Consider the following 18,789-nt stretch of genomic DNA (forward strand, 5'->3'; position numbering starts at 1 on the left):
CGTGTTCAGCCCACGTCGGGACGTTCCGTCGCACGCCTTTTGCATCACGCCCACCCTTGGTCGAGGGGCAGGCCAAGGTCCCGGGCTCGCTGACGCGCGCCCGGGACCTCGCGAGTAAGCTGCGCTTACTTGAGCTCGACCTTCGCGCCAGCCTTCTCGAGCTGGGCCTTGATCTTGTCGGCTTCTTCCTTGTTCACGCCTTCCTTCAGCGGCTTCGGAGCACCCTCGACGAGGTCCTTTGCTTCCTTCAGGCCGAGACCGGTGATGGCGCGGACTTCCTTGATGACCTCGATCTTCTTGTCGCCGGCCGAGGCCAGGACAACCGTGAACTCGGTCTTCTCTTCAGCCGGAGCGGCGGCAGCGCCACCACCAGCCGGGCCGGCCACGGCGACAGCCGCGGCAGCCGAAACGCCCCACTTCTCTTCGAGGAGCTTCGCAAGTTCAGCGGCTTCGAGCACGGTGAGGCTCGAGAGGTCGTCAACGATCTTCTGCAGGTCAGCCATTGTTCAGTTTCCTTAGGTGTAAGTCTGGTTCGGGTTTGAGTTTTGCGAAGGGCGTCAGGCCGCTTCGCCCTTTGAGGCATGAGCCTGGATGACGCGCGCGAGCTTGCCCGCGGGCGCGTTGGCGAGCTGGGCCAGCTTGGTCGCCGGGGCCACGATGAGGCCGACGATCTTGCCGCGCAGTTCGTCAAGCGACGGCAGTGAGGCAAGCGCCTTCACGCTGTCGACATTCAGGACGGTCTTTCCCATCGAGCCGCCAATGATGACGAACTTTTCGTTCGCCTTGGCGAATTCGACGGCGACCTTTGGCGCCGCTACCGGATCGTTCGAAGTGGCGATCACGGTCGGTCCCTTCAGCATGGGGCCGATGGCAACGACGTCAGTGCCTTCAAGAGCAATTTTGGCGAGACGGTTCTTCGAGACCTTCACCGAGGCACCAGCCTGCTTCATCTGCATGCGCAGCTTCTGCATCTGGGCAACGGTCAGGCCGGAATATTGAGCAACGATCGCGACGCTCGTGGTCTTGAAGACCCCATTGAGCTGTTCGACCGCGTCCTTTTTTGCCGCTCGTTCCACAGCAAGCTCTTTCCGGTTGGCAGCCTTCGCGAAAAGCGGGACCGCCGGGTTGCACCCATCGCCCCACCCAAAACCTGAACCTCCGGGCCAAAACCCATCGGACACGCGCCGGGCGAGACGACAATTCAAAGCCTGCCCTCCGGGAGCCCGCTAAGGCCCACGGCGTGTCGAGGTCCGAACCAGACCCGTTCCGCAACCACCCGTTAAGATGGAAGGCGAAGTGAAATCCGGTCTTCACCCGTCTATGCAGGCCATGCGATTAAGCCGTTGAGAAATCGAAATTTCCCGCGGGCGCCTGCAGTCTTGGACAGGACAGGGTCAGCCGGCGAGCCGTCCAACCCCTGCCCGCATCCCACCAACCGACAGGTTTTCCCTCCATTTCGGGCAAATCCTCACGGACGTCCTGAAAAGGAATGATCTCCTGTCGTGTCGGGTTTTCGGAATGCGTGCACGAACGCGCCAGCCGAAGCCGGCACGTCCGGAAGCGGTTCTTTAACTGCTCTCTGCCTGCTTGCCAAGAGCAAAATTCACACCAGTTCCAATCCGTTGCCGATGGGGCTTGACCCAGGCCGATAAGGGCCGATTCAGGTCAAGTTCACCCCATAAGGCAGCGGCTTGCCCTCGAAGAACGCGGTCAGGTTCGCCAGCACGCAGCCCTGCATGGCGACATGCGATTCGAGGGTGTGGCCGCCGATATGGGGGGCGAACACCACGTTGGGGAGCGCGGTCAGGGCGTCCGGCGCGTGCGGTTCCTTCTCGAACACGTCGAGTCCGGCCCCCGCAATGGTCCTGTCGGTCAGCGCCGCGACCAGCGCCTTCTGGTCGATCACGGAGCCGCGGGAGATATTGACGACATAGCCGTCCGCCCCGAGGCGCCTCAGGATGTCGGCATTGACGACGTGCTGGGTGTCGGCCCCTGCCCGCACGGCGATCATCAGGACGCTGCACCAGTCGGCCAGCGCTTCGAGCGTCGGGAAATATTGATACGGCAGATCGTATTTGGTCCGGCTGAAATAACCGATTTCGCTCTCGAAGGCGGCGCAGCGGGCGGCGATCTTGCGGCCGATCTCGCCCATGCCGTAGACGCCGATGCGGCGGCCGGGCATGCCGGTCTGGGGACGCATCATCGGCGATTGCTTGGAGGCGGCCCAATCGCCGCTGCGGACATATTGGTCGGCAACCAGGATCCGGCGCGTGGTCGCCAGCATCAGGGTCATCGCGATGTCGGCGACCGAGGCCGCGTTGGCGCCCGGGCTGTGGCCGACGGCGATATTGCGGCTGGCGGCCGCCTTCAGGTCGACGCCGTCATAACCGGTGCCGTAGCAGACGATGGCGCCGAGCTTCGGAAACAGATCCATCGCTTCTGCTTCCAGCGGTGAACCGCCCGCGGTGAGCAGCGCACGGATGCCACCGAGCTCTTCGGGCGGAAACACCTCCGTTGCCTTCTTGCCACCGGTGTCGAGCAGCTCGAACCGCTCGGCGAAACGCGCCATCATCGTCTTGGGAAAGCGCGAATAGATCAGGACCTTGTCAGCCATTTTTCTTGTTTCCGGTGAGCGCCGCCACAAACGACGAGGGGCGGAATCGGTTGCCCAATTCCGCCCCTCGCCTCATGCAATTTTCAAACCTTAGCCGAGAATGGTGCCCGGCTCGACCTTCACACCGGGGCCCATCGTCGAGGACACCGCAACGCGCTGGATGTAGGTGCCCTTGGAGCCAGCCGGCTTCGCCTTCGAGACAGCATCGGCGAGAGCCTTGATGTTCTCGACCAGCTTCTCCTCGGAGAACGAGGCCTTGCCGACGCCGGCCTGCAGGATGCCGGCCTTCTCGACGCGGAACTCGACCGAGCCGCCCTTGGCACCCTTCACCGCACCGGTGACGTCCATGGTCACGGTGCCGATCTTCGGGTTCGGCATCAGGCCGCGCGGGCCGAGCACCTTACCGAGACGACCGACCAGCGGCATCATGTCGGGGGTGGCGATGCAGCGGTCGAAATCGATCGCGCCGTTCTGCACCTTCTCGACCAGGTCTTCGGCGCCGACGACGTCGGCACCTGCGGCCTTGGCTTCATCAGCCTTGGCGCCGCGGGCGAACACGCCGACGCGGAGCGTACGGCCGGTGCCGTTCGGCAGGGTCACGACGCCGCGGACCATCTGGTCGGCGTGACGCGGATCGACGCCGAGATTGATCGCGACCTCGATGGTCTCGTCGAACTTCGCTTTCGCGCGTTCCTTGACCATCTTGATGGCGTCCGCGAGCGGGTAAAGCTTTTCGCGGTCAACACCTTCGCGGGCTTTGTTCAAACGCTTTCCGATTGCCATGACCGCTTACCCCGCAACTTCCAGACCCATCGAACGGGCGGAGCCCTCGACCATCTTCATGGCCGATTCGATGGAATCGCAATTGAGATCCTTCATCTTCTTCTCGGCGATCTCGCGCACCTGCGCCTTGGTCACCTTGCCGGCCTTGTCACGGCCCGGCGCCTTCGAGCCGGACTGGATCTTGGCAGCCTGCTTGAGGAAGAACGACATCGGGGGCGTCTTCATCTCGAAGGTGAACGAACGATCGGCGTAGATCGTGATCACCACGGGAATCGGGGTGTTCTTCTCTTCCTTCTGGGTCTGCGCGTTGAACGCCTTGCAGAACTCCATGATGTTGAGACCGCGCTGACCGAGCGCGGGACCGATCGGGGGCGAAGGATTCGCCGCACCGGCCGGGACCTGAAGCTTCAGGTATCCGGTCACTTTCTTTGCCATGTATCACTCCTGTTGTGCCGGCCAGGCCGGCGGTTTCAGGTTCGTGGTCTGGGTCGGATGCGGCTGGCAACCGCCCTCTCCCTCCCACGGCCTCTTCATGCGTGAGGCTGAAGCCTCCCGCGTTACCCGGTCAGACCTTCTCGACCTGACCGAATTCCAGCTCGACCGGCGTTGCGCGACCGAAGATCGACACCGCGACCTTCACGCGCGAGCGCGCCTCGTCGATTTCCTCGACAACGCCCGAGAACGAAGCGAACGGGCCGTCGGCCACGCGCACGTTCTCGCCGATCTCGAACGACACCGACGCCTTCGGCCGTTCCACGCCCTCCTGCACCTGATGCAGGATGCGCATGGCCTCTGCTTCCGAGATCGGCATCGGCTTGTTTTCGGCGCCGAGGAATCCCGTGACCTTCGGCGTGTTCTTGATCAGATGAAACGCTTCGTCGGTCAGCTTCATCTTCACCAGCACGTAGCCCGGGAAGAACTTGCGCTCGGCGTCGATCTTGCGGCCGCGGCGCACTTCCGTGACCTTCTCGGTCGGCACCAGCACCAGCTCGAACAGCTCCTCGAGCCCGCGCTGCTTGGCCTGCTCGCGGATCGATTCGGCGACCTTCTTCTCGAAGTTCGAATAGGCGTGGACGATGTACCAGCGCTTGTCGGACAGTTGAGCGGTTGCTGTTGCCATCAGTGAATGCCCAGAAGGAAGGTGATGAGGTAACGGATGATCTGGTCGGCGGCGAAGAAGAAGATCGAGGCGACGGCGACCATGACGAACACCATGATGGTGGTGATCGTGGTCTCACGCCGGGTCGGCCAGGTGACCTTGGCGGTCTCCGAGCGCACTTCCTGCAAGAACTTGAACGGGCTGACTGCCATCGTTTTGAGGTCCAGCGTCCGTCGACAGACGCACATGAATTTCAGGGATCCGAACAGCCGCCGTTGGCCCAGCCCTCTGTTTCGAAGGATGAGCCGGAAACCGGGCTCGATTGTTCGGGGATTTCAAAGCCGCGCCGGAGATCCGCGTCTAACGGGCCGGCTGCGAGTGCGGGGTATCTACTGCGGATGGGACCAAAGGTCAAGATAGAGAGGGCTCGCCCGGGCGAGCCGACCTCCTGGGGCGGGAGAGCAGAGCCAAGGCAGATCAAAGGCTTATACGCCCCACCCTGGCACGGCGTGACCGCTGCGTCCCATCGCCTCCTTCGGAGCGCCCGCCGGGGGGCCCGCCGCCTCGGCCGCCGCGCGATCAGTCGGCCCGGTCGACCATCGAAATGCCCGGCAGCGGCACCACGAACTTGCCGCCTTCGGCGAAATAGCGGGCGTGCTTGGCCCGGATCGGGTCGACATAACGCCAGGCGAAGACGACGACGAACGCCGGCTTGCGCTCGTAAAGGGCGGCAGGCGGCAGGATCGGGATGTCATAGCCTGGGCCTGCCATTACGTTGCCCTTCTTGGGGTCGTCGTCCACCAGGAAGTCGATCTTGTTCTCCAGGCCGAACTGCGGCAGCAGCGTCGTGGTGCCGACCGAGACGCCGTAGCCGGCGACCGGCTGACCGCGCGCATGGGCGGCGTCGGCCATCGCAATCAGCTCGTCGCGGATGGCGGCGATCCGCTTCACGTAGGGCGCATAATAGGCCGGCCGGTCGACGCCGAGACGGTCTTCCTCGGCAACGAAGCGCGCGACCTCGGCCGATGGCTTCTTCGCACCACCGGCGCGCTGCACGGTCACGCGGATCGAGCCGCCCTTGGTCCAGATGTGCTGGACGTCGATCAGCTCCATGCCGAGCCGGGCAAAGAAACGGATCAGCGGCTTGATGTTAAAATAGGACAGATGCTCGTGATAGACGGTGTCGAGCAGGTTCTTCTCGGTGACGTCGACGCCGTATTGGGTTTCGAACACGAACAGCCCGTCCGGCGCGAGCACGTCGCGAACGCCGATCACCAGCGGATCGAGATTGTCGACATTGGCGATCATGTTGTTGGCGATCACGACGCTCGCCGCGCCGTGGCTCTGCAGGATACGGTGACCGATCGCATCGGTGAAGAAATCGCCGATGGTCTCGATCCCCGCCTCGGTCGCGCGCTTCGCGATGTCGACGGCGGGATCGACACCGAGCACCCGCATTCCACGTTCCTTGAAGAAGCCGAGCAGCGATCCGTCGTTGCTGCCGAGCTCGACGACCAGGGAGCCCGGAGCAATGCCGAAGCGGCTGACCACATCGTTGGCATAGCCGGCGAAGTGCTCGCGCAGGCCGAGCGAGAGCGAGGTGGTGTAGACGTAGTTGCGGTACTGGATCTCGGGATTACCGACATGGAGAATCTGGAGATGGCCGCAATCCCTGCACAGATGCAGCGCCATCGGCACCGCCGCGCGGAAGACCGGATCGTCGACGCTGGCATCCGGCACTTGGAAATTCGGCGTGCCGATGGGCATGCCGGCCATCGGGACGACCAGCTCTTGCTTGTCCGAATGACAGAGGCGGCAGGTGTGGCGGACGTAGAACAGATTTTTCATCGTGGAACCGGAAAAGGGAGACATGCGCGCAGGTGAGGCAATCCCACCCTGTGAAAATCAGATCGAGAGTCGCGGTCCAAGCGAATCAAGGGTGGCTCGATACCTCCTCGGCCGCCGGCCCGTAGTTCGGGAATTCGTCCGTAGCCTTCGTAGCTTTCGCCGCCCTGTCCGCTGAATACAGGCCGCGCTCCGGACTTGCCAGCCAGATCGCGCCGCCGACGAGTCCGATGATCACGCTGATGGCGCCCAGCAGGAGCGAAACCGACAGCGCTTGCTCGGAAGGAACACCCGCCAGACCGAGACAGGCAACCATCGCTCCCTCGCGAACGCCCCAGCCGCTGATCGAGATCGGGACCGCCGTCAACAGCACCACCGGCGGAATCAGGATGCCGGCGTCCACCATCGAGAGCTGCGCTCCGACACCGTGCGCCAGGGCGTAGCAGGCCGCCGCGGTCACGAGATGGATCAGCAGCGCCGACCCGAACAGCAATACGCGGCGCTCGGATTGCAGGAGAAGAAACCTGACCAGCGTTCCGAACCGGACGAAGCTTGCGATCGCCGGATGCGCGATGAGGCGCATGGGCAGCCGGTCGAGCGTCAACAGAACCGCAGTGCCCGCGATGCCGGCCAGCGTCAGCCCGCCGATGGCCAGGATCGCGGCCTGATTGGACACGCGTGACATGAGGAACGGCAATCCGGCGACCATCAGCACGATCAGCCCGATCAAGGCGGTGAAACGATCAGCCGCGACGCCCTTGACCGCGTCCGGCCACTGCACGCCACGCTGGCGCAGCAGCCACATCCGCACAGCGTCCCCGCCGACCGACGACGGCAACACCTGATTGAACCAGAGGCTGATCATGAGAATGCGCCAGCCCGCGAACCAGTCCAGCGAGACGCCGAGCGCACGCATGATCAGCGCCCACCGGCCGTTGAGCACGAAGGTCTGGAAGAAGATCAGCGTCAGCGCGAGGACGAACAGGAGAGGATCGACCGAGACGAGATGGCTGCGCAACTGTTGCAGGTCGAGACCACGCACGATGTAGACCAGCACCGCGATCGACAGCAGCAGCTTTACCGAAAACAGGGCCGCCTGCTTGAACCGCGACTGCATCGGGTGCCCGCCTCAGGATGCCGGATATTCCGCACGACCGATGACGAGGTCGATCGCGGCCATCATCCAGAACTGGTGCGTCGTCTCGACAATGTTGTAGCTGCGGCTGTCGACGAAGAAATTGACGTCGCCGAGATTGCGCAGAGGATTGTCCGCATTCATCCCCGACAGCGTGATCACGTCGAGCTTCATGGTCCGCGCCTGCGCAACCGCATTGAGAATGTTCTTCGAGCGTCCCGACGAGCTGATCGCGACCAGGCAGTCGCCGGCACGCGCGTTCAATCGCACGGCGTGCGCGATCCAATCTTCGAAGCCGTAATCGTTGGCAAGGCACGACATCATGCTTGCGTCGCTGAAGCAGAGCGCGGGCACCGCAGCGTTCTTCGAAAGGTCGATCGCCAGATGCGAAGCGATTCCGGCGGAGCCGCCATTGCCGATGAAGATGACGCGGCCACCCTGCTCGCGCGTGCGCAACCAGACGGCGCGGGTGGCGGAGATCCCAGCAAAGACACCGTCGTCGATCGCCGTCGCGCGATGCAGGCGCCCCACATAATCGTCGAGGAAAGCCTTGTGATCGGGATCGACGGACTCGACAGGCATGGGCTGGCGGCTCGGCTGCAACATGACGTCCTGATACCGGCTATCACCAGGGATTGCAAAGGCATAATGCTTGCAAAGTCGGCGAGCGGCTGATAGTCGGCTTTCGGGTTTCACACAACATTGGCCGGCCTGTTTCGCTGGGCATTCGCGTCACGGATGTTCCCCATGAAATGCATTGTCACTGGCGGCGCAGGTTTCATCGGAAGTCACCTCGTCGATCGACTCATCGACGATGGCCATGAGGTCGTCGCGCTCGACAATTTCGTCATCGGCCGCCCCGAAAATCTGGCCTCGCGCGCCAAATCGAGCCAGCTGAAGGTGGTGCGGGCTGACGTCACCGACCTCGAATCGATCAAGCCGTACTTTCACGGTATCGACTGGGTCTTTCACCTCGCGGCGCTGGCCGATATCGTTCCCTCGATTGAGTCGCCGCTCCCGTATCATCGCGCCAATGTCGACGGCACCGTCAACGTCCTCGAGGCGGCAAGGCACGCGGGCGTCAAGCGTTTCGTCTACGCCGCCTCATCGTCCTGCTACGGCATTCCCGACGTCTACCCGACGCCGGAGAGCGCCGAGATCCGGCCGATGTACCCTTATGCACTGACCAAGAATCTCGGCGAGCAGTGCGTCATGCATTGGTGCCAGGTCTACAAGCTGCCCGCGGTCGCGCTGCGCCTGTTCAACGTGTACGGGCCGCGCCATCGCACCACCGGCACCTATGGTGCCGTGTTCGGCGTGTTCATGGCGCAGAAGCTTGCCGGCAAGCCCTTCACGGTGGTCGGCGACGGCGAGCAGACGCGCGACTTCACCTTCGTCAGCGACGTCGCGGATGCCTTCGTGACCGCCGCGCGCTCCGATATCTCGCAGGAGATATTCAACGTCGGCTCGGACAACACCTACAGCGTCAACCGCCTGGTCGAGCTTCTCGGCGGCGACAAGGTCCACATCCCCAAACGTCCGGGCGAGCCCGATTGCACCTACGCCGACATCACCAAGATCAAGCGTGTCCTGAACTGGGCGCCCAAGGTGAAATTCGAGGACGGCGTCGCGACCATGCTGAAATCGATGGATCAGTACAAGGACGCGCCGCTGTGGACGGTCGACAAGATCGCCGACGCCACCAAGGACTGGTTCAAATATCTCGGTGACGACAAGGGCTCACCGAAGGCAAGCTAGTGAACAGGTTCGCGGGATATCCTTGCCGCGATTCGATCATTTCCGGGCGGCCATTCGAGACCTACCGGCGCTTTGGGTGATTCACATGGCTAATGCACGCACAGACAGGCCGGCCGTCCATCCGGCACCGCACGACAAGATCAAGACGGTCGAGCAGCTTGGCGAGGTGGCCCGCGCCGCGCAGGCCAAGGGCCTGACCGTCGCGCTCTGCCACGGCGTGTTCGATCTGGTGCATCTCGGCCACGTCCGGCACATCCTGGCGGCGCGCAACGAGGCCGACGTGGTCATCGTGACCATCACTGCCGACCGATTCGTCAACAAGGGCCCGGGACGGCCGATCTTTCCGGAGAACATGCGCGCCGAGATGCTGGCCGCGCTCGGCACGGTCGACTGGGTCGGCATCAACCAGACCTCCAGCGCCGAGCCGGTCCTCGATACCGTGCGCCCCGACATCTATGTGAAGGGTTCGGACTACGAGAACCCCGAGGATGACGTCACCGGCAAGATCGCGGTCGAGCGCGAGGCCGTCGAGCGTCACGGCGGGCGAATCGTCTTCACGCGCGACGTGACCTTCAGCTCGTCGTCGCTGCTGAACCGCTACTTCGACATCTACGATCCGCCGCTGCGCGACTACCTGCAGAAGGTTCGCGAAGGCGGCGGCGCCGAGCGGCTGCTGAAGCTGATAGACAAGATCCAGGACATGCATGTCGTGCTGGTCGGCGATACCATCATCGACGAATACCAGTACGTCACGGCGCTCGGGAAGGCGTCGAAGGAGAACATCGTCGCCACCCTGTTCAAGAATGGCGAGCAGTTTGCCGGCGGCGTCATCGCCGCGGCCAACCACGTCGCGAGCTTCTGCAAGTCGGTCGAGATCGTCACGACGCTGGGCGGCAACGACTACCCCGAAGAGTTCATTCGCGCGCATGTCCGCCCGAATGTCACGGTGACGCCGATCCGCATTCAGGGCCGCCCGACGACCCGCAAATTGCGCTACGTCGAGATGGGCTATCTCCACAAGCTCTTCGAAGTCTACACCATGGACGACACGCCGCTCGACGAGACCACGCGCAAGGAGATCGACCGCGTCACCGCCGAGCGCGTGCGCGGCGCGGACGTGGTCATCGTCACCGATTTCGGCCACGGCATGATCGCATCCAGCACGATCGGGGCGTTGATCGCGAACTCCAAGTTCCTGGCGGTCAACGCCCAGAGCAACAGCGGCAACCACGGCTACAATCTGATCACGAAGTATCCGCGGGCCGACTACATCTGCATCGACGCGCCGGAAGCGCGGCTGGCCGCCACCGACAAGTTCAACGACATCGCGTCGGTGATCGAGGACGGCCTGCACCGCGAGATCGATTGCGACAACATGATCATCACGCACGGCTCCTTCGGCTGCTACCCCTTCTCGTCGAAGACCGGCGTCGCGCGCGTGCCCGCTTTCACCAAGACCGTCGTCGACACGGTCGGCGCCGGCGATGCCTTCCTGACGATTACGGCGCCGCTGGTGGCGGCCGGCGGCAACATCGAGGACGTCGCCTTCATCGGCAATGCGGCGGGCGCGATCAAGGTCGGTATCGTCGGCCATCGCAGCTCGGTCGAAAAGGCACCGCTGGTCAAGTTCGTCACCGCGTTGTTGAAGTAGCGCGAACGGAAAATCTGGAGAACGACAGTGATTGATCAGAAATGGAACGTGATGGTCACCGGTGGCGCCGGCTATGTCGGCAGCGTGCTGGTTCCCCAGTTGCTGGCGGCCGGCCACAAGGTCACCGTGCTCGACCTGTTCATGTACGGCGACGACGTCTTCAGTGGCGTTCGCGACAATCCTAACCTTCGCCTGATCAAGGGCGACATCCGCGACGAGGCCGCGATCAACGAGGCCCTGCGCGGCAACAATGCGGTGATCCACCTCGCCTGCATCTCCAACGACCCCTCGTTCGAGCTGGATCCGGCGCTCGGCAAGTCCATCAACTACGACTGCTTCCGGCCCATGGTGCGCGCCGCGAAGAAGGCCGGCATCAAGCGCTTCATCTACGCCTCCTCGTCGAGCGTCTACGGCATCAAGGACGAAGCCGAGGTGACCGAGGAACTGTCCTGCGAGCCGCTCACGGACTACTCCAAGTTCAAGGCGATGTGCGAGACCGACCTCGCCGAAGAGGCGGCGTCCGGTTTCGTCACCTGCACGGTTCGTCCCGCCACCGTCTGCGGCTACGCTCCGCGGCAGCGGCTCGACGTCGTCGTCAACATCCTGACCAACCTCGCGGTCAACACCGGCCGCATCCGCGTGTTCGGCGGAACGCAGAAGCGGCCCAATCTGCACATCCAGGACATGTCCGCGGCCTATCTGTTCCTGCTGCAGCAGGATGACGCGAAGATCGACGGCAAGACCTACAACATCGGCTACGAGAACCACTCGCTGATGAAGATCGCCGACATCGTCAAATCGGTGGTCGGAGACAACGTCGAGGTAGCCGTCGAGCCGACCGACGACCTGCGCTCCTACCACGTCTCCTCGGAGAAGATCCGCCGCGAGCTCGGATTTGCGCCGACCCACACGATCGAGCAGGCCGTGTCCGGCCTGGTGGACGCCTTCAGGGGCGGCCGCCTGCCGAACTCGCTGAACGATCCCCGGTATTTCAACATCAAGATGATGCAGAACATCAGCCTGAAGTGAGCGGCGTGCGGATCGGCATCGATTTCGACAACACGATCATCTGCTACGACAAGGTCTTTGCCGCCGTCGCACGGCAGCGTGGGCTGGTGCCGGAGGGCTGGGTCGGCCTGAAGACCGAGGTGCGGGATCACTTGCGGTCCCGCGCCGGCGGCGAGCTGGCCTGGCAAGGGCTGCAGGGCTTCGTTTACGGCAAAGGCATCGGCGGCGCCACGATCTATCCGGGCGTGCGCGAATTCCTCGCGAGCTGCCGCAAGGCCGGTGCGCGTGTCTACATCGTCAGCCACAAGACGCAGTTCGGCCATCAGGACCCCGACCGCGTCGATTTGCGCGAGGCCGCGCGGGACTGGCTGAAGAGCGCGGGCGTCATCGACGCCGCCGATGCGCCGCTGGCGGCGGGCGATGTCTATTTCGAGGACACGCTGGCGGCCAAGGTCGAGCGGCTCGCGAGCCTGAAGCTCGACATCTTCATCGACGATCTCGTCGACGTGTTCGAGCAGCCGCATTTTCCCAAGGCGACGCGAGCGATCCTGTTCACGCAGTCGCAGCCGCCTCATCCCGGTCATTGCGAGCCGATCGCGAGCTGGGCGGAGATAAGCCGCGGAGTGTTCGCGCAATGAGCGGGCCGGAGCTGAGCGCGCAGGATGCAATTTCGATCGGCAACCGCCTGGCCGGGGCGCAGGTCGTCGCCGCCCAACCGGCGCGGTCCGGCGGCAACAACCGGGTGTTCCGGCTGGAGATGGCGAAGGCACCGCCCCTCGCCCTCAAGCATTATCCGTCCGACGGGCGTGATCGCCTCGGACAGGAATACGACGCGCTCACATTTCTCTCGCGACACGGCATGACCACGACGCCGCGGCCGATCGCAAAGGACACAGATGCGTTCTGTGCGCTGTATCAATGGTTCGACGGAGACGCGGCGGTGCTGCGTCCCCAGGAGAACGATGCCGACCAGCTGGCCGATTTCCTGATCGAGTTGCAGAAGCTGCGCGACGCCGAGGGTGCTCGGGCTCTGCGCAACGCCTCGGCCAGCATCTTTTCGCCCGAGGAAGCCATCGCCCAGTACGAGCAGCGCCTCGACGGGCTGAGGCGGGCCTCGGACGATCATCCGGAGCTGCGCGCGTTCATCGACGGCAGCCTGGTTCCCAGCACGACCACCGCCATTCGACGGCTTCGCCAGCGCTATGCGGAACTGGGCCGGGATCCCGCAGCGGAGCTTGCGCCTGCGCATCGCGCGCTCAGCCCGTCCGACTTCGGGCTGCACAACGCCCTGCGCGGCGACGACGGCCGCCTGCGCTTCATCGACTTCGAATATTTCGGCTGGGACGATCCCGTCAAACTCCTGTCCGACACCGCGATCCACCCGGGCAGCGATCTGCCGGCGGCAAATGCGAATCGCCTGATCGAACGCCTCACGCAAGCCTTCTCGGCTAGGGATGACGCGTTTGCGGTCCGCCGTGACGTGCTGTATCCTCTGTTCGGGGCGATTTGGTGCCTGATTGTCCTGAATGCCTATTTGCCCGAAAGCCGCTCCCGGCGCGCCTTGGTTGCGCAAGGTGGCGATCTGACGGTCCGCCTTGCCGGTCAGCTCGACAAAGCCCGCCGGCTTCATCAGACGATTTGCCAACGTGATCCAGATCTCACCCCACGCTGAAGCTGCCCTCACCTGCACGCTGGACGAGCGCAGCCTCTATCTGCGCCGCCTGGTCCTCGGTTCTGTACGTTTAGCCGGACGCGGCCATGTCGGTCCGGCCCTTTCGCTGATCGAAATGGTCCGCGTGCTCTACGACGACGTGCTGCGGATCGACCCGACGAACCCACGCGACCCCGATCGCGACCGCGCGATCCTCAGCAAGGGGCACGGTTGCCTCGCGCTCTACGCGCTGCTCGCCGATCGCGGTTTCTTCCCGCTGTCGGAGCTGGACGGCTTCTGCGGCCCCGACAGTATTTTGGGCGGACATCCCGAATACGGCATGGTGCCGGGCGTCGAGGCATCGACCGGCGCGCTCGGCCACGGCCTGTCGATCGGCGTCGGCCTTGCGCTCGCCGCCCGAATGCGCGAGCGCAGCTACCGGACCTTCGTCCTGCTCGGCGACGGCGAGATCAACGAGGGATCGGTGTGGGAAGCCGCCATGGGCGCGGCCAAGCACGGGCTCGATAATCTGGTCGCTATGATCGACTACAACAAGCTCCAGAGCTACGGGCCCACCGACTATGTGCTGCCGCTGGAGCCGCTCGCCGACAAGTGGCGCAGCTTTGGCTTTGCCGCGCAGGAGGTCAACGGCCACGACGTCGGCGCCTTGCGCACGGTCCTGAAGCAGGTCCCGGCCGTTCCAGGCAAGCCCACCGCGATCATCTGCCATACCGTCAAGGGCAAGGGTCTGCCGGCCGCGGAATCCAACGCCGACTGGCATCACAAGAACAAGCTGACCGACAGCGAGCTCGACGCCATTCGCGTCGCCGTCGGCGATTTTTGATCGGCTCCCCATGCGCAACACCGCGATGAACATGGTCCACAAGCTCGCTGCGCAAGACGAGCGGGTGCTCTACATCGGCTCCGATCCCGGCGCCGGCACGCTGCGCGCGATGAGCAAGGAGTTTCCCAAGCGCCATCTGATCGAGGGCATTTCGGAAGCGCACATCATCGGCATGTCGGCCGGTCTCGCGATGGAAGGTTTTGTTCCTTACGTGAACACCATCGCGACCTTCCTGACCCGGCGCTGCTATGAACAGGTGGCCGTGGATCTGTGCCTGCACAATCTGCCGGTGCGGCTGATCGCCAATGGCGGCGGCCTCGTCTACGCGCCGCTCGGCCCCACCCATCAGGCGATCGAGGACATCGCCATCATGCGGGCGCTGCCGAACATGACGGTGATCTGCCCGTGCGACGCCGACGAGGCCGCGCGCATGATGGGGCAGACACTGGACTGGAAGGGCCCGATCTACATCCGGCTGGGTAAAGGCGGCGACGCCATCGTCTCGAAGGCCGAGCACGGCTTCGACATCGGCAAGGCCATCCTGATGCGGCCGCCCGGCGACGTCGTGATGGTCACCACGGGCATCATGCTCCAGCGTGCCCTCGCTGCGGCCGACCTGCTGGCCGCGCAAGGCATTCGCGCCGGCATCCTGCACATGCATACGGTCAAGCCGCTCGATACCGAAGCGCTGCTGCAGGCGGTGCGCGCGACGCGCCTGCTGGTGACGCTCGAGGAGCACGTCCCCTCCGGCGGCCTCGGCAGCGCAGTCGCCGAGACGTTGATCGACAAGCTCGGTTCGGGCCTGCCTGCGATGCTGCGGCTGTCGTTGCCGGACCGCTTCATGCACAATTACGGCTCGCAGGATTCGCTGCTGAAGAAGCATGGACTCTCCGCTAACGCCATCGCGACCTCGATCGAGCGCACGCTTACCGCCTCGCACCCCTCCTCTCCTCAACTCCATTCCACCTGACGGGTCACATGTACGACGTTCGATATTCCTATCTGCTCGAGCAATTCTCCGACCCCGCCCCGATCCTCGCCGAGATCGGCCGGCTGGTGGCGACCGGTGACTTCACCCTTGGCAAGCCCGTTGCCGAATTCGAGAAGCGCTTTGCCGAACTGATCGGCGTGCGCCACGCCATCGGCGTCGGATCGGGCACCGACGCGCTCAAGCTGCCGCTCAAGGCGCTCGGCATCGGTCATGGCGACGAGGTCATCACCGCCGCCAACACCTTCATCGCCACCGTCGGTGCCATCGCGGAAACCGGCGCGACGCCGGTGCTGGTCGATTGCGACGATTCCTTCTGCATGAATGTCGACCAGGTCGAGGCCGCGATCACTGCGAAGACCAAGGCGATCATGCCGGTGCAGTTGACCGGCGAAGTCACCGACATGGGCAAGCTGATGCCGATCGCGCAGCGTCACAATTTGCCCGTGGTCGAGGACGCCTGCCAGGGCATCCTGTCGGAGTTCGCGGGCAAGCGCTCCGGCACCCACGGCATCGCCGCCGGCTTCTCCCTGCATCCGCTGAAGAACCTCAACGTCTGGGGCGATGCCGGCGTCGTCGTCACCAACGATGACGGCATGAACGAGAAGCTTCGTCTCATCCGCAATCACGGCATGAAGAACCGCGACGAGATCGCGATCCTCGGCTGCAATTCGCGGCTCGATTCCTTGCAGGCCGTCGTCGGCAACTGGCTGATCGGCCAGACCAGCGAGATCACGCGGCGCCGGATCGAGAACGCCGCCTATTACGACGCGGGCCTTGCCGGCCTGCCTGGCCTGCGCGTTCCCGCGCGCCGGCCCAACGTGAAGCACGTCTACCACCTCTACATGGTGTTCGCCGAGCGCCGCGACGAGCTCTACAAATACTGCCTGGACAACGGCATCGAGGCCAAGATCCACTACCCGATCCCGCTGTATCAGCAGGAAGGCCTGAGGCATCTCGGCTACGCGCCCGGCACCTTCCCGGTCACCGACCGCCACGCCAAGGAGGTCATCAGCTTTCCCGTCGACCAGCACCTGACTCGTGCCCAGCAGGATCGCGTCATCGAGACCGTCAGGAAGTTCTGCCATGGACGCTGACACCGGCCGCCGGCGCATCGGTTACGTCAATCTTCCCGCGCAATTCGAGGAAGAGCGCGCCGAGATCATGCAGGCGGTCGAAGGCGTATTCCAGCGCGGCGACTTCATCGGCGGCGCGGCAGTCGGAAAGCTCGAAGAGGAATTGTCGGCCTATCTCGGCTCGCCCCATGTGGTGACGCTGAATTCCGGCACCGACGCACTGATCCTCGCCTTGCGCGCGCTCAACATCGGGCCCGGCGACGAGGTGATCACCCCGCCGAATTCGTTCGTGGCATCGACCGCCGCAATCATCGCGGTCGGCGCCACGCCTATCTTTGCGGATGTGCTGCCGGACCAGAACATCGATCCGGCTGCGGTCGAGGCCGCCGTCACGACGCGCACCAAGGCGATCATGCCGGTGCATCTGACCGGGCGCATGGCCGACATGAACCCGCTGATGGCGATCGCGGACAAGCACGCGCTCGCCGTGATCGAGGACAGCGCGCAAGCCGTCGGCTCGACCTATGACGGCCGCATGAGCGGCACCATCGGAACGTTCGGCTGCTTCTCCGCCCATCCGCTGAAGAATCTCAACGCTGCCGGCGACGCCGGATTCCTCGTCACTGCCGACGCCGACCTCGCCGCCAGGATCCGCCGGCTGCGCAATCACGGCCTGATCAACCGCAGCGACGTCCAGGAATGGGGCATCGTGTCACGGCTCGACACGGTGCAGGCCGAAGTGCTGCGCATCCGCCTGCGTCATCTGCCCTCGGTGATCGACCGCCGGCGGCGCAACGCCGCGCAATATCGCGCCGAGCTCGAAGGACTTCCTCTGTTCATTCCGCCCTGCCGCAACATCGAGTTCAACACCTTCCATACTTTCGTGGTGCAGACCGACCGCCGCAACGACTTCCAGAAATATCTCGCCGACAAGGGCATCGAGACCGCGATCCATTATCCGGTCCCGATCCACCTGCAGCCGGCCGCGGCGCATCTGGGGCACGGCCGCGGCGCGTTCCCCGTAACCGAGCGGCAGGCGAACCAGATCCTCACGCTTCCCATCAACCAGTTCCTGTCGGCCGCCGACATCAGTTACATCTGCGCGACCGCCCGGGAGTATTTTGCATGACGGATACGGACTTCCTTCAGGCCGATGAGCAGGCGCTGGCGCAGCGCTTCATCGACAACGGCTTCGTCACCACGCCGGCCGACGATCGCGCCGGGCTCGACCGCATCCAGCGGCGCGCCGCCGAGCTCGCGGCGGACTATCTGAAACTGCCGCACAGCAACGATCCCTACGCGATGCTGGACAGCATCCACACGCGCGTGAGCGTCGACGATCTCAATGGCCTGCGGCTGCATGTCTTCAACGGCCTGAACGCCGAACCATGGTTCCGGCCGACCTATTTCCGCCTCGCGCGCTCGACCATCGAGACCATCGTCGGCAACGAGCTCTGCATGCAGCGCCGCGTCAATCTCAGCATCCAGATGCCTGGCGACGATTCCTCGCTGCTCGCCACCCATTCCGATGTCTGGTCGGGCGACTCGCCGTTCGAGGTCGTGGTATGGGTGCCGCTGGTGGACGTCCACCGCACCAAAGCGATGTATCTGCTGCCGCCGTCGCTGAACGGCGACATGCAGGACAAGATGGCGTCCTTGCGCAGCGCCGAGGAGCTGTACAAGACGATCAAGCCGCACGCGACCTTCATCGAGATTCCCTACGGTCACGTGATGCTGTTCAACCAGACGCTGATGCACGGCAACCGCGTCAACGAAGAGCGCGGCACGCGGTGGAGCATGAACTGCCGCTTCAAGAGCATCATGTCGCCTTACGCGGACAAGCGCTTCGGCGAGTTCTTCGAACCGATCCTGCTGCGCCCGGCGACACGGGTCGGCATGCAATACAAGCTACCGGGAGGCTTCCATGGCTGAGCGAGCCGGCCATCGCGGCTATATCGGTGCCCGGCCGCTGAACGGCAGCCGCACCCCGCAGCACGTCCAGAACATCGTGATCCGCGACTACGCGCGGCGCAAGAACCTGCAGTTTCTGCTCAGCGCCGTCGAGCACATCATGCCCGGCAGCTACATGGTGCTCGAGGATATCCTAGACGAGCTGCCCCGCCTGAACGGCATGATCCTCTACAGCATCTTCATGCTGCCACCCGACGAGGCTCGCCGGCGGGAAATCTACGACCGCGTGCTGCGCGAAGGCTGCGACCTCCACGCCGCCGTCGAGGAGATCACGTTGTCGTCGCGGAAGGACATCCAGGCCGTCGAGGACATCCTGCTGGTCAATCAATACGCGACCATCCTGTGACGACGCCGCGAACGGGTTGA

The 18,789-nt window shown here is 64.1% G+C and carries 21 protein-coding genes; 11 read left to right on the forward strand and 10 right to left on the reverse strand.

Going from position 1 to position 18,789, the window contains the following annotated elements:
* Positions 1–125: 125 nt before the first annotated feature.
* From rplL to XH83_RS21800, 10 genes are all read right to left on the reverse strand, one after another.
* Positions 126–503 (reverse strand): 50S ribosomal protein L7/L12, encoded by a 378-nt coding sequence (gene rplL / locus XH83_RS21755; protein ID WP_100177007.1) that lies wholly within the window; start codon positions 501–503, stop codon positions 126–128.
* A gap of 54 nt (positions 504–557) precedes the next feature.
* Complete coding sequence (gene rplJ, locus XH83_RS21760; RefSeq protein WP_194402797.1) at positions 558–1,076, reverse strand: 50S ribosomal protein L10; 519 nt, start codon at positions 1,074–1,076, stop codon at positions 558–560.
* A gap of 584 nt (positions 1,077–1,660) precedes the next feature.
* The gene (locus XH83_RS21765) at positions 1,661–2,614 is read right to left on the reverse strand and encodes a 2-hydroxyacid dehydrogenase (protein WP_194402798.1); all 954 of its coding nucleotides are present in this window, start codon (positions 2,612–2,614) and stop codon (positions 1,661–1,663) included.
* Between the two features lie 90 nt (positions 2,615–2,704).
* Positions 2,705–3,397: a 50S ribosomal protein L1 gene (rplA, locus tag XH83_RS21770; protein WP_063682741.1), complete on the reverse strand. Its 693-nt coding sequence runs from the start codon at positions 3,395–3,397 to the stop codon at positions 2,705–2,707.
* 6 nt (positions 3,398–3,403) lie between these two features.
* A complete protein-coding gene (gene rplK / locus XH83_RS21775; RefSeq protein WP_006611824.1) occupies positions 3,404–3,832 on the reverse strand; it encodes a 50S ribosomal protein L11 in 429 nt (142 codons plus the stop codon).
* 130 nt (positions 3,833–3,962) lie between these two features.
* Entirely contained in the window at positions 3,963–4,517 is a 555-nt protein-coding gene (gene nusG, locus XH83_RS21780; RefSeq protein WP_007602985.1) for a transcription termination/antitermination protein NusG, read from the reverse strand.
* Positions 4,517–4,708 (reverse strand): preprotein translocase subunit SecE, encoded by a 192-nt coding sequence (gene secE / locus XH83_RS21785; protein WP_007611620.1) that lies wholly within the window; start codon positions 4,706–4,708, stop codon positions 4,517–4,519. The genes nusG and secE overlap by 1 nt, the downstream gene beginning before the upstream one ends.
* 367 nt (positions 4,709–5,075) lie before the next feature.
* On the reverse strand, positions 5,076–6,344 hold the full coding sequence (locus XH83_RS21790; protein WP_194402799.1) for a class I SAM-dependent methyltransferase: 1,269 nt from the start codon (positions 6,342–6,344) through the stop codon (positions 5,076–5,078).
* Between the two features lie 85 nt (positions 6,345–6,429).
* A complete protein-coding gene (locus tag XH83_RS21795; protein ID WP_194402800.1) occupies positions 6,430–7,458 on the reverse strand; it encodes a lysylphosphatidylglycerol synthase transmembrane domain-containing protein in 1,029 nt (342 codons plus the stop codon).
* Between the two features lie 12 nt (positions 7,459–7,470).
* Complete coding sequence (locus XH83_RS21800) at positions 7,471–8,058, reverse strand: SIS domain-containing protein (RefSeq protein WP_246776288.1); 588 nt, start codon at positions 8,056–8,058, stop codon at positions 7,471–7,473.
* 165 nt (positions 8,059–8,223) lie between these two features.
* On the opposite strand from XH83_RS21800, the gene XH83_RS21805 reads away from it, so the two are divergent.
* The 11 genes from XH83_RS21805 (at position 8,224) to XH83_RS21855 (ending at position 18,769) form a co-directional block, all read left to right on the forward strand.
* Positions 8,224–9,234, forward strand: a complete 1,011-nt coding sequence (locus XH83_RS21805; RefSeq protein ID WP_194402802.1) for an SDR family oxidoreductase — start codon at positions 8,224–8,226, stop codon at positions 9,232–9,234.
* Between the two features lie 85 nt (positions 9,235–9,319).
* Entirely contained in the window at positions 9,320–10,885 is a 1,566-nt protein-coding gene (locus XH83_RS21810) for a PfkB family carbohydrate kinase (RefSeq protein ID WP_194402803.1), read from the forward strand.
* 27 nt (positions 10,886–10,912) lie between these two features.
* Positions 10,913–11,914 (forward strand): NAD(P)-dependent oxidoreductase, encoded by a 1,002-nt coding sequence (locus tag XH83_RS21815; RefSeq protein ID WP_194402804.1) that lies wholly within the window; start codon positions 10,913–10,915, stop codon positions 11,912–11,914.
* Positions 11,915–11,919: 5 nt separating this feature from the next.
* A complete protein-coding gene (locus XH83_RS21820) occupies positions 11,920–12,531 on the forward strand; it encodes a hypothetical protein (RefSeq protein WP_246776289.1) in 612 nt (203 codons plus the stop codon).
* Positions 12,528–13,565, forward strand: a complete 1,038-nt coding sequence (locus XH83_RS21825) for an aminoglycoside phosphotransferase family protein (protein WP_194402806.1) — start codon at positions 12,528–12,530, stop codon at positions 13,563–13,565. The genes XH83_RS21820 and XH83_RS21825 overlap by 4 nt, the downstream gene beginning before the upstream one ends.
* Positions 13,540–14,388 (forward strand): transketolase, encoded by an 849-nt coding sequence (locus XH83_RS21830; protein WP_210346978.1) that lies wholly within the window; start codon positions 13,540–13,542, stop codon positions 14,386–14,388. The genes XH83_RS21825 and XH83_RS21830 overlap by 26 nt, the downstream gene beginning before the upstream one ends.
* Positions 14,389–14,398: 10 nt before the next feature.
* Entirely contained in the window at positions 14,399–15,358 is a 960-nt protein-coding gene (locus tag XH83_RS21835; RefSeq protein WP_194402807.1) for a transketolase family protein, read from the forward strand.
* A gap of 8 nt (positions 15,359–15,366) precedes the next feature.
* On the forward strand, positions 15,367–16,473 hold the full coding sequence (locus tag XH83_RS21840) for a DegT/DnrJ/EryC1/StrS aminotransferase family protein (protein ID WP_194402808.1): 1,107 nt from the start codon (positions 15,367–15,369) through the stop codon (positions 16,471–16,473).
* The gene (locus tag XH83_RS21845) at positions 16,463–17,581 is read left to right on the forward strand and encodes a DegT/DnrJ/EryC1/StrS aminotransferase family protein (protein ID WP_194402809.1); all 1,119 of its coding nucleotides are present in this window, start codon (positions 16,463–16,465) and stop codon (positions 17,579–17,581) included. Before XH83_RS21840 ends, XH83_RS21845 begins: the two co-directional genes overlap by 11 nt.
* The gene (locus tag XH83_RS21850; protein WP_194402810.1) at positions 17,578–18,384 is read left to right on the forward strand and encodes a sporadic carbohydrate cluster 2OG-Fe(II) oxygenase; all 807 of its coding nucleotides are present in this window, start codon (positions 17,578–17,580) and stop codon (positions 18,382–18,384) included. Before XH83_RS21845 ends, XH83_RS21850 begins: the two co-directional genes overlap by 4 nt.
* Positions 18,377–18,769, forward strand: coding sequence for an LIC12192 family sporadic carbohydrate cluster protein (locus XH83_RS21855; protein ID WP_194402811.1), 393 nt, complete (start codon positions 18,377–18,379; stop codon positions 18,767–18,769). The genes XH83_RS21850 and XH83_RS21855 overlap by 8 nt, the downstream gene beginning before the upstream one ends.
* The last annotated feature ends 20 nt before the right edge of the window (positions 18,770–18,789 follow it).

This window comes from Bradyrhizobium sp. CCBAU 53351 (genome assembly GCF_015291745.1).
Lineage (GTDB): Bacteria > Pseudomonadota > Alphaproteobacteria > Rhizobiales > Xanthobacteraceae > Bradyrhizobium.